Annotated in this window: 11 protein-coding genes; 5 read left to right on the forward strand and 6 right to left on the reverse strand. The window is 72.5% G+C overall.

Annotated features, from left to right (window positions below; translation table 11 throughout):
• Window positions 1-132 precede the first annotated feature (132 nt).
• Window positions 133-654 (forward strand): PH domain-containing protein, encoded by a 522-nt coding sequence (locus ABZW11_RS06865; RefSeq protein WP_355413449.1) that lies wholly within the window; start codon window positions 133-135, stop codon window positions 652-654.
• The gene (locus tag ABZW11_RS06870; RefSeq protein ID WP_355413451.1) at window positions 651-2222 is read left to right on the forward strand and encodes a PH domain-containing protein; all 1572 of its coding nucleotides are present in this window, start codon (window positions 651-653) and stop codon (window positions 2220-2222) included. The genes ABZW11_RS06865 and ABZW11_RS06870 overlap by 4 nt, the downstream gene beginning before the upstream one ends.
• 617 nt (window positions 2223-2839) lie before the next feature.
• Here ABZW11_RS06870 and sepH read toward each other — a convergent pair.
• The 5 genes from sepH to ABZW11_RS06895 all read right to left on the reverse strand — a co-directional run bounded on the left by sepH (window position 2840) and on the right by ABZW11_RS06895 (window position 10136).
• The gene (gene sepH / locus ABZW11_RS06875; protein WP_355413453.1) at window positions 2840-5446 is read right to left on the reverse strand and encodes a septation protein SepH; all 2607 of its coding nucleotides are present in this window, start codon (window positions 5444-5446) and stop codon (window positions 2840-2842) included.
• 157 nt (window positions 5447-5603) lie between these two features.
• Entirely contained in the window at window positions 5604-6551 is a 948-nt protein-coding gene (locus tag ABZW11_RS06880; protein WP_355413455.1) for a protease inhibitor I9 family protein, read from the reverse strand.
• Window positions 6552-6792: 241 nt separating this feature from the next.
• A complete protein-coding gene (locus ABZW11_RS06885) occupies window positions 6793-8070 on the reverse strand; it encodes a D-arabinono-1,4-lactone oxidase (RefSeq protein WP_355413457.1) in 1278 nt (425 codons plus the stop codon).
• A 44-nt stretch (window positions 8071-8114) separates the two neighbouring features.
• Window positions 8115-8834 carry a polysaccharide deacetylase family protein gene (locus ABZW11_RS06890; RefSeq protein WP_355413459.1) on the reverse strand — a complete coding sequence of 240 codons (720 nt, stop codon included), beginning with the start codon at window positions 8832-8834 and terminating at the stop codon, window positions 8115-8117.
• Window positions 8835-8933: 99 nt separating this feature from the next.
• Window positions 8934-10136 carry an MFS transporter gene (locus ABZW11_RS06895; protein ID WP_355413461.1) on the reverse strand — a complete coding sequence of 401 codons (1203 nt, stop codon included), beginning with the start codon at window positions 10134-10136 and terminating at the stop codon, window positions 8934-8936.
• Between the two features lie 99 nt (window positions 10137-10235).
• On the opposite strand from ABZW11_RS06895, the gene ABZW11_RS06900 reads away from it, so the two are divergent.
• Window positions 10236-11432: a lytic transglycosylase domain-containing protein gene (locus ABZW11_RS06900; protein WP_355413463.1), complete on the forward strand. Its 1197-nt coding sequence runs from the start codon at window positions 10236-10238 to the stop codon at window positions 11430-11432.
• A gap of 42 nt (window positions 11433-11474) precedes the next feature.
• On the opposite strand, the gene ABZW11_RS06905 is transcribed toward ABZW11_RS06900, so the two are convergent.
• On the reverse strand, window positions 11475-12425 hold the full coding sequence (locus ABZW11_RS06905; RefSeq protein ID WP_355413465.1) for a ferrochelatase: 951 nt from the start codon (window positions 12423-12425) through the stop codon (window positions 11475-11477).
• A gap of 11 nt (window positions 12426-12436) precedes the next feature.
• Here ABZW11_RS06905 and ABZW11_RS06910 point away from each other — a divergent pair, with 11 nt between their 5' ends.
• Window positions 12437-14458: a S9 family peptidase gene (locus ABZW11_RS06910; RefSeq protein WP_355413467.1), complete on the forward strand. Its 2022-nt coding sequence runs from the start codon at window positions 12437-12439 to the stop codon at window positions 14456-14458.
• Window positions 14458-15246: an inositol monophosphatase family protein gene (locus ABZW11_RS06915; protein ID WP_355413469.1), complete on the forward strand. Its 789-nt coding sequence runs from the start codon at window positions 14458-14460 to the stop codon at window positions 15244-15246. Before ABZW11_RS06910 ends, ABZW11_RS06915 begins: the two co-directional genes overlap by 1 nt.
• Window positions 15247-15271: the final 25 nt, after the last annotated feature.

Genomic DNA, 15271 nt, shown 5'->3' on the forward strand with positions numbered 1-15271 from the left:
CCACCCGCCCCGGGCCTCTCCGATCCGGCGGATGAGCGAGACGGGATGGTAGGCCCGGATATCGGGTGAGGCGGTGGATTCGTACCGCAGGTGAACTGATCGCCTGCCCGGTTCGCACCCTAAGCTGGGCTTGTGACGTCAACAGGCCCGCTGCGCGATCCGGCGAACCGCGTCTCGCCCAAGGCGATCAGGTTGTGGCTCCTCGAATCGTTGATCGCGTTCGTGTTCTTCATGGGCGGTGCGCTGCTGGTGTCCACGTGGGTGGGCGGGAGCGGGTGGTCATGGGTGCCCGATTGGTTCGCTGAAGACTCGTGGTTGCTGCCCGTGGCGGTCCTCGTCGTGGTGCTGCCGTTCCTGGCAGCCGAGCCGTTCGTACGGTACGCCGTGCACCGCTGGGAGCTGTCAGGCGACGTCGTCTATGCCAGGTCGGGGTTCCTGACCAGGGAGTGGGTGTTCGTGCCCGTGAGCCGCATCCAGACGGTCGACAAGGGGCAGGGCTGGTTCGAGCGCATGCTCGGCCTGGCCACCCTTGAGATCCGCACGGCCTCCCACGCCGGCTCATCCACCATCAAGGGCCTCGACTTCCACGTGGCGGCGGGCCTGGCCGAGCAGCTCGCGCACCGCGCCGAGCAACTCCGGGACGACGCCACATGACCGGCCCCCACCCCGGCCCCCCGGACGTGCCGCCTCCTGGAGCGGGTGGGGAGCGGGGGCCGTGGGAAGGGCCCGGGGGGCCGTACCCCCACCCCCAGCCGGGGCGGGCGCCGCAGCGGCTCAGTCCCAAGGTGCTGCTGATCGACCCCGTACGCATGCTGCCCTCCCTCCTCCTGCCCTTGGTGGGCGTGCTGTTCGTGGGCGGCTTCTCGGCCAGGTCGTACGGCTTCGCGGCGGTGGGAGTCGTCGCCGCCGTGGTGTACGCGGTGGTCCGCTGGGCGACGTTCACGTACGAGATCGTCGGCGACCGCCTGGAGACCAAGCAGTCGCTGATCAGCCGCTCGATCAGGACCATCCCCCTGGAACGCATCCGCGGCGTCGACGTCTCCACCCCGCCCATGCACCGGCTGCTCGGCCTCGCCGTACTCAAGATCGACACGGGGGCGAGCGGCGACGAGGAGGAGGCCAAGCTCGCCGGCGTCACCCTGGACGAGGCGGAACGCCTCAAAGCCGTCCTCCTCCGCCGCACGTCCGCACCGGCGGCCCCCGGCGTCCAGGCGCAGGAGCCGGCCCAGCCCGCCGAACGCACGATCTTCGCCGTGCCCAAGAAGTGGTTGCTGTACGGGCCTTTGTCCGGCGCGTACCTCCTCACCCCCTTCGCCTTCGCCGGCGGTGCCGTGGGGCTGGCGTTCCAGTGGGGCGACGAGCTGGGCTTCGGCCGGGACGCCGCTTGGAACGCCGGGCAGTGGCTCTGGGACCACCCGTACCTGCTGCTCGCCGTCGCGGTGCTGCTCGTGCTGGCGATGCCGTTCGCGGGCGGGGTCATGTACGCCGTCTTCAACTGGGACTTCCGCCTCAAGCGCCGCGACGGCTACCTGGTGGCCGAGCGCGGGCTGATCAACCGGCGCAGCGTGTCGCTGGAGTTCCAGCGCGTACGGGGCTACGAGATCGTGGACGGCCTGGCCGAACGCTGGGCCGGGGTCGTCCGCGCCTGGGCGATCGTGACGGGGCTCGGCGACTCGGAGACGCGGGGGCAGCTCCTTCCCGACGTACCGCGTAACGTCGCCTTCCAGGTCGCCGGCGACGCGATCGGCCCCTACCGGGGCGAGCTGCGTCCCCACCCGCCCGTGGCCCGGCAGCGGCGGCTGTTCCGCGCGATCGCCCCGTGGGCGGCGGCCGCCCTGGTGAGCGCGGTCGGCGTGTGGGTCTTCGGGACGATGATCTGGTGGACGCTCCTCATCGTGACCCTGCTGCTCGCCGCCGCCGGCGTCCCGCTCGGCCTCGACCGGTACGCCTCACTCGGCCACGGCTACGACGGCCGCCGGCTCTCCGTACGGTCAGGGTCGCTCCGGCGCGCCCAGGCCGTGGTGGAACGCCGCGCCGTGGTGGGCTGGCGGCTCCGGCAGACCTGGTTCCAGCGGCGCGCCGGGGTGCTCACGCTGATCGCCGGCGTGGGCGCGGGCAAGGGCGGCTACTCGGCCATGGACGTCTCGATGACCCAGGCCGTCGAGCTCTCGACCGAGGTGACCCCGGAATGGCTCGCCCCCTTCCTCAGACAGAACCCCTGACGAGGACGACGGGAGACGATCCCCTCCCGCCGCTCCTGATCCCACCCCTGACACCGAGTGACCTCGGTCTGCCGTGAGCGGTCGACATGCGCAGCGGTCTGGGGCGCGCGCCGGGGCGACGTGGGTTGGGGCGGAGGTTCGAGCGGGGATGGCCGGCGTGCGGCGGCGGTCATCGCGGGCGATGGTCTGAGCGGCAGCCGGTGGGCGGCGATGCCCGCAGGCTGGCCGGGCATGGTGCGAATGCCTTCGCTTGCAGCAGCCTTCCGCTGCAGATGTGTCCACGCGCGGGCGCAGGGCGTTCGCGTGCCGCTGCGCTGTGGTGCCGACGGTCTCGGGTGCGCGAGCGCTCGGACATCGACGGGTTCGGACACCGACGGGCTCGGGCGCCGACGTTGTCCGGGTGGCGCCTTATCCGGGTGATGCCTTAACAGGGTGGCGCGGTGCCCGGGTGGCGCGGTGGCCGGGTGCTGCCTTGGCCATGTGCGTGTTGACCGGGTGGTGCGTTGGCCGGATGGTGCGTTGGTGGGTGGCGTGTTGTCGGATGGTGCCTTGTGCGGGTGTTGCTGGGTTGGGCGGGTTGGCCGTGGAGGGGTTTTCCCTGGCCTGGTGGGGAGCGGTCAGTCCTGGCGGCGGGCGCCGAACATGATCTCGTCCCACGTCGGGACGGATGCGCGGCGGCCCCTCGAACCCTTGCGTCGGCCCGAAGCGGGCTTCGGCGCGGGCACCGGGACCGCGGGCTCCTCCTTGCCGTCGTCCTTGCCCGCCCGTGCGGCCGGGACCGGAGGAGGGGCGGGCTTCGGCTTGGGCGCCGGACGCGGCTTCGGCTCCTGGACGGGCTCCGCGGGCTTCTTCCCACGATCGGCGTCCTGATGCTCGGCCGCGGCCGACACCTCCTGCACCTTCTCCGGCTCGGGAGCGGTCGCCTTCTCGGACGGCTCGGGCGTGGCCGCCTTCTCGGGCGCGGCAGGCTCGTCCGCGCTGGAGGTCTGCTCGGCACCGGTGGCCTGGCTCGCGGCGGTCGCCTCGGCGGTGCTCGGAGCCTCGGCCGTGTCCGCAGGCCGGGCGTCGGTGGGCTCGGCCGACGTGGGCTGGGCGGTCGGCGCCTGCTCGGCGGCGGGCGTCGGCGCCATGCCGGTGGTGGGCTGAGCGGCCGGCTCCTGTACGGAAGCGGCGGCGGGCTCAGGCGAGGAAACCCCGGCGGGCGTGTCTACGGCGACCGCGTTCTCCGCCTCGGAGGTGACGGACTCGGCCTTCGGAGCGGCATCGTCTTGTGCCGCAGCGGTCTCGGTGCCGGCAGCGGAGACGTCGGCAGCCTCGGCCTGGGTCGCCGGGGCGTCCCCAGCCGCGGCCGGGGCCGATGGTGCACCGGTGGGCGCGGCCTGCGTTGCTGGGGCACCGGTGGGCGCGGCCTGCGTTGCCGGAGCGTCGGCGGCCACGGGCTGGGTTGCCGGGGCGTCGGTGGGTGCGGCCTGGGCCTCGGGCGTCTCGGCCTGGTGCTCCGCGCCGGGCACGGTCGGCGCCGTCTCTGCCGCCTGCGCCGGCGTGGCCTCGCGGGCGGCTTCGGTGGGCGCCGACGCCTCGGCGGTCGCGGAGACCTCCGGAGTCTTGGGCTCGGCTGCTGGAGAGGCGGCCTCGGTGTTGCGCTCGCTTGTCTCGGAGGCCGCGCTTCCGGGCGACGCAGAGGTGGCCGCCGCGGCGGGTGCGACAGCGTCGGCGGCGGCCTGGGCCTGGGTTTGGGCCGGGGGCTCTGCGGCGGCGTTGGGTTGAGGCGCAGCGGTGGTGCTGGCCGCAGGCTCAGTGGCGGTGGTCGGCTCGGCGGTCGCGGTGACGGGGTCGGGCTCCGTCGGCTCGGTCGCCGTGGCAGCGGCGTCCGTGGTGGCCTGGGACCGTGGCTGGGCGGCCTGCTCAGGAGACGCGGTGGCGGCGGAGGCGCTCTGCGGCGTGTCGGCGGGCCGGCTCTGGGGCGCGGCGGAGTCACGGCCGGCCGGACCGTTGGGCTCGGTGACAGGTGCGTGGTCGGCCGGGCGGATGGGCTCGGCGGCGCCTGAGGTGTGGTCGGCCGGGCGGGTGGGGCCGGCGGTGACCGGAGTGCGGTCGGCCGCGTGAGAGGGCTCGGCGGTGCTGGGCATGCGGTCGGCCGGGGCGTAGATCGCGGACTCGGGGTCGCGGCCGGAGCTGAAGTCGGGCAGCCATGGCGAAGACCCGCCGCGGCGGGTCGGGTCGCCGGGGCGGGTGTAGCCGGTCTCACGGCCCGGTTCGGGCCGCGACTGCTCGTGCGTGGGCGGGTGGAAGGGCTCGCGTGCGGCCGGTTCCTGCCGCGCGGGGTCGCGGGTCAGCGGGTCGGAGGGGGCGGGGCGGCGTTCATCGCGGGCGGACGTGTCGGGGGCCGCGGGCGGTTCGGCCGGCGCGGGCGGGTCGAAGAAGTCGTCGTCGTGGGAGGAGTCGCGGGTGCCGCGCGACGACGGGTACGCGCCGTCGCCGCTGCGGCCGGCCGGCTCGTAGCCCACGGCCGGCTCCTCCGGCTCGCGGCGCACCACGGACGGGAACGGCAGCGTCTCGGAGGAGAGCGGCGGCACCGGCTGGAGCTTGGCCACGCGTGGCGCGAACGGCGTCACCGTGGTGTCCTCGACCACCGGCGGCTCGGGGTCGAAGTCGGCGGCGGACAGGCGGAGCGCCTCGTCGTCGTGCGGGGTGACGTGGCGCTTGCGCGGGTCGAAGAGCCACTCGGCGTGGCGGGTGTGACCGTTCCAGACGTAGCCGAGCTTGACGCGCCAGAGGCCGTCGTCGCGCTTGGCGCTGTCCCAGTCGATCTCGTCGGTGGGCACGCCGCGCCTGGTGAGGCGCTCTGCCACGAGGTCGCCGAGCGTGGGCCCTGGCGCTGACTCTCCCGGCATGCGTACGGCGACGCGCTGCGCCTGCTGGGCGACGTATTCCCGCTCCTGGAGCACCGGCCCCTCGAACCAGCGGACACGCTCGACCGGGATCCCGGCGGTCGCGGCTATCTCCTCCGCCGTCTCTCCGGCGCGGATGCGGGCCTGGATCTCCTTGGGGCGCAACGGACTCTCCACTTCGATCTCGTACTGGCCGAGACGGGAGAAGTTGCCGCGGACGGCAGCACGGAGCCGGTCGTCCACGGGAAGCGTGAAGCGCGTCCCTCGCCCGGCAGTAGCCAGCACGAGGTAGGTGCCGTCCTCACTCACCGCGACGAGTCGGAGCTCCTGCATGCGAGTCCCTTCGTCAGCGTCGCCATTCTTCCCCCGGACCCTTGAGTCTCTCGCGTGTGCCGGTTGCCTGCCAGCACCGTACCCGGCATGTCCGAACATCGCCTTCCTGGGATAGCCCATGGGCGATGTGACGCCGGTCACATTGGAGTCCATGCCTCTAGAGCCCGCCATCGCGCATGAGGAGGTTATGTGGCCGCGACGGGTTCTGGCGAATCGCGCCCCGCGCCGTCGAGCAGTCGAGCCGGTCGGCCAGGGCGGCCGGTCCCGAATTGGGGTGAAGTGCCAGGTGGCGGGCGGCGAGTCCGGCCAGATACGGCGCGCGGGCGGAGAAGGCGAGCCCCTCGGCGGTGACGTGGCAGGCGTCCCCGTCGGCGGTCCCCACGACGAACATCCCCGAGCGCGACAGCGACCCCGCCGCCCTGGCCAGGGCGGGGGAGTCGGCGCCGTCGATGGCCAGCGCGGTCACGGAGGGACCACGGGCGTGCCGGTGTATCCAGTCGAGCCCGGCCAGGACGTCCGACAGCGTCCCCGTGCCGGCGCACCCGAGGACGCGTACGGACGCGATGCCCGCCTCGGGCGCGGCGCGGTGGGCGCGGGAGGCGACGCGGGTGCCGTGACCGCGGCAGTCGCGCCCGGTGCCGCCGGTGGCGTCGAAGGCCCGCCAGGCCCGGTCGTCGAACCGGTCGCGGCGGACCTTGACCCCGCTGTCCACGACGTACACGGTGGTGCCGTCGCCCCTGGTTCCGGCCGGGGCGCGGCGGGTGGGTCCGCGGGTGGCCATGGCGTGGATCTCGCGGTCGGGCTCGATCGTCTGGACGCGCGGGTCGGCGCGCAGCTCGGCCAGCTCGGTGGGCGTGAGGAAGGTCGCGAGCCCGGGCAGCGCCGAGGTGTAGTAGCGGCGTACCCGCCAGCGCACCTCCCCGACGAGGTCGCGCGCGGCCGCGCGGTCGCGGGCCGTGACGACGTAGGGGCGGGCGGGCTCCTGCGGCGTGTCGCGCAGGGCGAGGCCGGAGGCGGGCGTCATGGCCAAGGGGACGGCGGTCGTGGCAGCCGTTGCCACAGCCGCGGCGAGGTACACGGAGGGCAGGCCGAGTCGTCGGGGCACGAGTTACAAGGGTGCCTGTCACGCAGGTCGCGCGAACGCCGGGACACGCACTCACGTCTATTCACGAGAAAGCTCTTTACCGAACGCATGGTGTGAGGAAGGACTGATCGGGGGGATGGGCGGCGAGCCTCTCGTCCCGCGACGACGACCTGACGGAGGAGCCCAGGACCCGGTCGTGCCCTCGGGCACGCCGCAGGAGCAGGACCCCACCGGCCAGGGCGAGCCGCTCGGTTGCGGCGGGTCAGCCCAGGACGGTGTCCAGGTAGGCGTTGGCGAACAGCCGGCCGGGGTCCAGACGGTCGCGCAGCGCGACGAAGTCGGCGAACCGCGGGTACGCCTTGGCCAGGTAGGCGGCGTCCCGCGTGTGCAGCTTGCCCCAGTGCGGCCGCCCACCGAGGCGGGTCATGATCTCCTCGACGCCCGCGAAGTACGCCGGGTTCGGCGTCGGCCGGTAGACGTGGCAGGCGACGTAGGCCGTGGCGCGCCCGTACGCGGTGGACAGCCACGCGTCGCTGGGCGGCGTCACCCGCACCTCCACGGGAAAGGTGATCTTCCAGTCCATTCGCTCGATCAGGTCACGCACCTCGCGCAGCGCCTGGGCCAGCCGCTCGCGCGGGACGGCGTACTCCATCTCCAGGAAGCGCACGTCGCGCCGCGCCGTGAACTGCTTGTACGACAGGTCCACCGACGACGACTCCCCGAGCGCGCAGGCGCTGACGGCGTTGATGTGCGGGATGAGCGCGGGCAGCCGGGCGCCGATCGCGCAAGCGGCGCCGAAGACGGTGTTCTCCAGGAAGACGGTCTCCAGCCAGCGCCGGGCGGGCGAGGGCGGCCGGGGCGGCCCTGGGCTGCGGTTGTTGGTCTTGACCAGGCAGGCGTCGGTGTGCGGCAGCCAGAAGAAGTCGAGGTGCTCGTTGGCGGAGGTCAGCTCGTCGAGCGCGCCGAGCATGTCGCTGAGCGCGAGTTTGCGCCGCCGGTTGCGCAGCAGGAACGCGGGTTCGACACGGAGGGTGACGGTGGTCAGGACGCCGAGCGCGCCGAGGCCCACGCGGGCGGCGTCGAAGAGGTCGTCGCCGGGGGAGAGCGTGGTCAGGGTGCCGTCGGCGAGCACCATCTCCAGCTCGGCGATCTGGTCGGCGAGCCCGCCGCTGTCGCGTCCCGTGCCGTGGGTCCCGGTCTGTACGGCGCCCGCGACGGTCTGCTCGGTGATGTCGCCCATGTTGGCCAGGGCCAGGCCGCGCTCGGCGAGCAGCTCGTTCAGCACGCGTAAGGGGGTGCCGGCCTGGACGGTCACCCGGTCGTCTGCCAGGGAGACGATGCCGGTGAGCGCGTCCGGCCTGAGCATGATGCCGTCGGTGAGGGCCACTCCGGTGAAGGAGTGGCCCGTCCCCACCATGCGTACGCGGCGGCCGGAGCCGGTGGCGTCGCGCACGGCGCGTACGACGTCGTCGGCGCAGGCCGGTACGCGGATCTCGGCCGGGGTGCCCGTCTGATTGCGCGCCCAGTTGACGAAGGCCACGAGCACCCTCCAGCGAAAGTCGTCCGGTTAAACGCGAACGATACTCATCTCTCCCAGCCTGCGGGAACGGGGAAGATGTCGCCCGGCTCCAGTTTCTGGTCCTTGATCACGTCGGACACCGTGACCAGGTGGTAGCCCTTGTTCTTCAGGGTCTTGATCAGCGCCGGCATGCCGTCCACGGTCTGCTTCACCCAGTCGTGCATGAGGATGATGCCGTTCGGCTTGGCCACGGCCAGCGTCTGCTTCTGGATGGCCTTGACGTTCTTGGAGCTCCAGTCGGCGGAGCCGGCGGTCCACAGGATCATCGGCATGCCGAACTCGATGGCGATGTCGGAGACCTGGATGTCGGCCAGCCCGTACGGCGGGCGCAGCAGCTTCGGCTCGACGCCCGCGGCCTTCTTCACCGCGTCCTGCGTCTTCTTGATCTCGTTACGGATCGTCGCCGCGTCGCTCTTGGTGAAGTCGGGGTGGCTGTAGCTGTGGTTGCCGAGCTCGTGGCCCTCGGCGACCATGCGCTTGACGAACTGGGGGCGGCTCTTGACGTACTGGCCCTCAAGGAAGAACGTCGCCTTGGCGTCGTACTTCTTGAGCGTGTCGAGCAGCGTGCCCGCGTACTTGCCCGGTCCGTCGTCGAACGTCAGCGCCAGGCACTTCACCTGGGAGCAGTCGACGGGAGCCGCCTTCTTCTCGGCGGCCGCGGACTTGGCGCCCTGGGCGGGAGCGGGGGTCGCCTCGGCGATGGCCGCCGCCGGGGCAAGGGTCACGCAAACAGCCGCGATTGCTAGAAGTGAACTGATGTGTCGGGACATGACTAGTGCTTCCAGTGTGTTGGGTGTTGCGAGGGATCTTCCGACCGTAGCGGATCAGCTCTCGGAGGGTGAAGCAGCCTCGGGAAGTCTCAGCAAACCCGAACCTCCCACGCCGACGATCACCGCCACGACGGCCGCGGCCACGGAGAAGCCGTACGCGGCGGAGGCGCCGTACGACTCGGTGAGCCGCCCGCCCGCCCACGCGCCCGCCGCCACGCCGAACCCGATGGCCGTCGAGATCCACGCCATGCCCTCGGTGAGCAGCGACGGCGGCACCAGCCGCTCGGTGAGCGAGAAGCTGGTGATGAGCGTGGGGGAGATGGCGAAGCCGGCGAGGAACAGGGCGGCGGCCATGAGCCAGGCGTGGTCGATGAAGATGATCGGCACCAGGCCCACCACGAACAGCGCGAGCGCCCGTACGAACCTGGCCTGCAGCGAGATCCGCCAGTGCCGCGAGCCGAACCACAGGCCCGACACCATCGACCCGCCCGCGAACGCCGCCAGCAGGAACCCCGCGGCGCCCTTCACACCGTGCTCCTCCGCGAAGGCCACCGTGATCAGGTCCACCGAGCCGAAGATCGCGCCCAGCGCGAGGGCGACACCGGCCAGCACGGCCACGCCGGGGATGAGGATCGGCGACCCCGACGACGACCTGATCTCCTGCACGGGCGGCTCGGTGCTCCGCTGCCCGGCCAGTGCCAGCGAGCCGCCCAGCATGCACACCAGCGCCACGATCAGCCCCGCGTAGGGGTTCACGGCGGTCGCCAGCACCGTGACCAGCGCAGGCCCGGTGACGAAGACCACCTCGTCGACGACCGACTCGAACGCGAACGCGGTGTGCAGCCGCCCGGAACCGCCGTGGATGACCGACCAGCGGGCCCGCACCATCGAGCCGAGCGACAGCGACGTGGCCCCGACGATCAGGCCGGAGGCGTAGTACGTCCAGTCGGGCAGTCCGGAGCCGGCGAAGACCATGAGCGCGGCCAGCGCGAGCGCGTTCACCACCGCGAACGGCGGGATCACCCGGCTCTGGCCGAACCGGTCCACCAGCCGCCCGGACAGGGGAGCGGCCACGGCGAAGGCGATGTTGGTCGTCGCGGCGACCGCGCCGGCCGTGGCGTACGACTCGGTGAGCGTGGAGATCAGCAGGATCACGCCGATGCCGAGCATCGACATCGGCATCCGGCCGATGAGCCCGGCCAGGACGAACGCCGCCGCTCCGGGCCTCTCGAACAGTCCTCGGTAAGGCCCGACCACGCCGTTTCCCCCTTACATGAGCTTGAGCGGGCTAACCATTGCGCACCGTATGTCCGGATGGCAAGTGATTTCGCGCAGGGGTGAGTTAACGTGTCCCGAGTGTCCGGTCTTCCCAGCTTTCGCGCGGTCATGCTCATGGTCGCCGCCGTGCTCGTGGTCACCGCCGCGGCAGGGGGCGTCGTGGTCGTCCTGGGTGAGGATCTGGTCGGCACCGCCCAGGAGCAGCCCGTACGCAGGTTCCGCCCCCAGCAGACACCCCAGCAGGCACCCCAGCAGTCGCCCGCGCCGCGCCTCGACGAGATGGTGCCCACCGCCGAGCCGGTCAAGGACTTCGGAGAGGGCGGCCCCGGCATCACGGTGACGCCGCCGCGCGTGCTCGCCGTCGCGGCCGGCACCGTGCCCAAGCAGACCAGGTTCCGGCTGGGCGAGCTGGCCCACGTGCAGAAGGTCGCCGTGGTGGACGCCGGCGCCGTCAAGGTGTCGGGCACGTCGCTGAACCTGCTGGCCGTGGACCCCGCCGAGTTCCGCTCCTGGACCCCGCAGCCCGTCGCCGACCAGCCCGCCGTGTGGAGCGCGCTGACCAGGGGCGAGCTGGTGGCCGACGCGGACGCGATGAAGAAGTTCGGCATGATCCTGGGGGCCGTCTACCAGGTGGACGGCGGGCCAAGGCTGCGCGTCGCCGCCTCCGCCTCGCTCAGGCTGCACGGCGTGGACGGGCTCATCAGCGCCGACCTCGGCAGGTCGCTGGGGTTCGCGCAGGGCGTGGCCGTGCTGCTGCACGGCAAGGAGGGCGAGATCAGCCAGGCGGGCGTGAAGAAGCTGCTCGGCAAGCGCAGCCAGGTCGTCGTGCTCGACGCCGCCGCCCGTACACCCAAGCGGCGGCAGCCGCCTGCCCGGCAGCAGGTCACGGTCGGCCGGCCGGGCAGCTATCTGGAGCTCTACAAGGCCGCCGCCACCCGCTGTCCCGGGCTTTCCTGGACGGTGCTCGCCGCCATCGGGCAGGTGGAGAGCGGGCACGGCCGCAACAACGGGCCGTCGAGCGCGGGCGCGCTCGGGCCCATGCAGTTCATGCCCGCCACCTGGAAGCACTACGGCGTGGACGGCGACGGCGACGGCAAGAAGGACATCTGGAGCCCGTACGACGCCGTACCCGGCGCGGCGAACTACCTGTGCGCCAACAAGGCCGGGCAGGGCGGCGAGCGGCTGCGCAAGGCGATCTGGTTCTACAACCACTCGTGGGACTACGTGAACAAGGTGATGTCGATCGCCGACGCGTACGCGAAGGCTTATGCGTAGGGCCCATGCGTAGGGCCCATGCGTAGGGCCTACGCATAGGGCTTACGCCTGAGGCCGCCTGCGCGGCGGCGGGCAGCAGGTCAAGGGGCAGGGGACGGGCTCGGGCTCGTCCATCAGCTCGCGCACCATCCGCACGAACGCCGGATGCGTGCCCGCCGTCGCCGCCCGCTCCATCGGCAGCTCCAGCTCGGCGGCGACCTGCCTGGCCTCGGTGTCGAGGTCGTAGACGACCTCCATGTGGTCGGAGACGAACCCGATCGGCACCAGCACGACCGAGCGCGCGTCGGTCTTGCGGAGATGGTCGCAGACGTCGGGCTCCAGCCACGGCACCTGCGGCGGCCCGCTGCGCGACTGCCACACCAGGTCCCACGGCTCGGTGCGGCCCAGCGCCCGGCTCACCAGCTCGGCGCTCCTGCGCAGCTGCGCCTCGTAGAGGCCGCCCTCAGGGCCCGCGGTCTCGCCCATGGACGTGGGGATGCTGTGGGCGGTGAACACCAGCCTGGCGTCGTCGCGGCCGAGCCGCTCGAGGGCGGCCCTGGTGTGGTCGGCCATCGCCGTCACGAAGCCGGGGTGCTCGCCGTAGTGGCGCATCTTGACCAGCTCGGGGCCGTCCTCGACGGAGATCCGGTCGATGTCCTCGTAGTATTGGCGGCAGCTTGAGTAGCCGGCGAACGCCGACGTGGCGAACACCGCGGCCTTGCGCACCCCGTCGGCCTTCATCCGCCGCACAGTGTCCTCGCCGAACGGGTGCCAGTTGCGGTTGCCCCAATAGACCGGCACCCCGGCGACCGGGCGCAGCGCCTCGACCAGGTCGCGGTTCTGCTGGTTGATCGGGCTGACCCCGCCGAAGCTCTGGTAGTGCTCGGCCACTTCGAGCAGCCGCTCGCGCGGCACACCACGGCCGCGCACGACGTTCTCCAGGAACGGCATCACGTCGTCGGGACCCTCGGGGCCGCCGAACGACAGGACCAGCAAGGCGTCGTAAATTCCCACGTGACAACCCTATGCGGGGATGTCGGCGGTCCTCGCCGCGAGGTAGGTTCGGTCGAGTGAGCGCATTCAACGACATACGCGACTATGTGGCCATCCCCCGAGTTCTCTCGCTCAAGCTGTCGCCCGACGGGTCCAGACTGATCTCCGCCGTGCAGTCCCTGAACCCCGACGGCAAGTCGTACGGCACCGCGCTCTGGGCGATTCCCGTGGACGGCGAGCCGTACCGGCTGACCCGCTCGGCCAAGGGCGAGTCGGCCGCCGTCTTCACCGCGGCCGGCGATGTGCTGTTCACCTCCGCCCGCCCCGACCCGACCGTCGAGGACGCCACCGACGAGGTGCCCGCCCTGTGGCTGCTGCCGCGCGCCGGCGGGGAGGCCCGCCAGGTGGCGAGCAGGGCCGGCGGCATCGGCGCCGTGCGTACGGCGGGCGACGTGGTGGTCTTCTCCGCCGACGTGCTCGACGGCGAGGAGTCGGCCGACGCCGGCAAGCGCAAGGCCCGCAAGGACGCCGGGATCAGCGCCATCCTGCACGAGCAGTTCCCGGTTCGCTACTGGGACCACGACCTCGGCCCGGGCCGGCCCCGGCTGTTCGCCGCGCGGCTCGGCGCCGACCGGCTCGAGGACGTCCGCGACCTGACGCCCGACGCCGGTGACGCGCTGCGGCAGGGCACGTTCGAGCTGACCCCCGACGGCGCCTCCGTGATCACCACGTGGCAGGTCTACCTGCCCAAGGGTGAGTCGCGTACGGACCTGGTGGTCATCGACGTGGCCACCGGCGAGCGCCGCGTGCTGCTCAGCGAGGACGACCACGACTTCGGCGGCCCGCTGGCCGTCTCGCCCGACGGCACGAGGCTCGCCTGCGCCCGCGACCGCAGGACCGGCTACGACGTCTCCGCGCGCAGCACGCTGTGGATCGCCGACCTCGCCACCGGGCAGGGCCGCGAGTACGCGCCCGACGCGTTCCCCACCGACGTCCAGTGGGCCCCTGACTCCTCGGCCGTCTACCTGGTCGCCGACCACCAGGGCCGCCGCCCGGTCTTCCGCGTCCCGCTCGACGGCGAGGTCACCAGGCTCACCGGGGACGACGCCGCGTACCTGCACGTCAACCCGTCGCCCGACGGCCGCTTCGTCTACGCCCTGCACAGCGGCGTCGCCCTCGCCCCCGGGCCGGCCAGGATCGACGCCGTCACCGGCGAGGTCACCGACCTGCCGTCGCCCGCGCCGCGCCCCGAGGTGCCCGGCACGCTCACCGAGGTCACCGCCACCGCCGACGACGGCGCCACCGTCCGCGGCTGGCTCGCCGTGCCCGAGACCGCCTCCGCCGCCGACCCCGCCCCGCTCGTGCTGTTCGTGCACGGCGGCCCGCTCGGCTCCTGGAACGACTGGCAGTGGCGCTGGCAGTCGTGGATCCTCGCCCAGCAGGGCTACGCGGTGCTCATGCCCGACCCGTGCATGTCCACCGGTTACGGCCAGGAGATGATCGACCGCGGCTGGGGCAACTGGGGCCCGCGCACCCAGGCCGACCTCGACGCGATCGTGGACGCCACCCTGGAGAGGGGCGACATCGACGCCGGGCGCACGGCCGCGATGGGCGGCTCGTACGGCGGCTACATGGCCAACTGGCTCGCCGGCCACACCGACCGCTACAAGGCCATCGTCACCCACGCCTCGCTGTGGAACCTCGACCAGTTCGCCGGCACCACCGACGCCGCGATGTACTGGCAGCGCGAGTTCGGCGAGCCGGGCGGCGAGCGCTACCAGCTGCTGTCGCCGCACAACTCCGTCGACAAGATCACCACCCCGATGCTCGTCATCCACGGCGACAAGGACTACCGGGTGCCGATCGGCGAGGCGCTGCGGCTGTGGTGGGACCTGCGCCGCACGGAGGCCGACGCGAAGTTCCTGTACTTCCCGGACGAGAACCACTGGATACTCAAGCCCGGCAACATCGTCGCCTGGTACGAGACCGTTCTCGCCTTCCTCGGCCACCACGTGCTCGGCCAGGAGTGGAAGCGCCCGGAGTCGGTGGCCTGATGACGGACTTCCTGAGGCTCGCCGAGGACATCGCCCGCGGGGCCGGCGACATGCTGCTCGCCAAGCGGCCCACGATGTCCCGCGAGATCGAGACCAAGTCGAGCCCCACCGACGTGGTCACCACCCTGGACAAGGCGTCAGAGGCGCTCATCCGCGAGCGCATCCTGGCCGCCAGGCCCGATGACCGCATCCTCGGCGAGGAGCAGGGCGAGGCGCCGGGCGAGGGCGACGTGCGCTGGATCGTCGACCCGATCGACGGCACCGTGAACTTCCTGTACGGCCTGCCCGACTGGGCGGTGTCGATCGCCGTCGAGGTGGCGGGCAAGGTCGTGGCGGGCGTCGTGAACGTGCCGCAGCGCGGCGAGGTCTACACCGCGGCGCTCGGCGAGGGCTCATGGCTCGGCGCCGAGCGGCTGCGCTGCAACACCGGAGTGCCGCTGTCGCAGGCGCTGGTCGCCACCGGGTTCGGCTACGCCAAGGCGCGCCGCGAGAGCCAGGGCGAGGTCGTGGCGAAGGTGCTGCCGCGGGTGCGCGACATCAGGCGCGGCGGCTCGTGCGCCATCGACATCTGCTCGCTGGCGGCGGGCCGGGTCGACGCCTACTACGAGCGCGGCGTCAACCAGTGGGACTTCGCGGCGGCCGGGCTGGTGGCCACCGAGTCGGGCGCCAGGCTCGGCGGGCTGCACGGCCGTCCGGTCAGCTCGGAGTTCGCGCTGTGCGCGGCTCCCGGCCTGTTCGAGGAGCTGCACGACCTCCTTGTGTCACTGGATCCGCTGCGCGGAGCCTGAGTGAGTCAGGTGCGAAACGGCCGGA

The organism is Nonomuraea sp. NPDC004580 (assembly GCF_040609855.1).
Lineage (GTDB): Bacteria > Actinomycetota > Actinomycetes > Streptosporangiales > Streptosporangiaceae > Nonomuraea > Nonomuraea salmonea.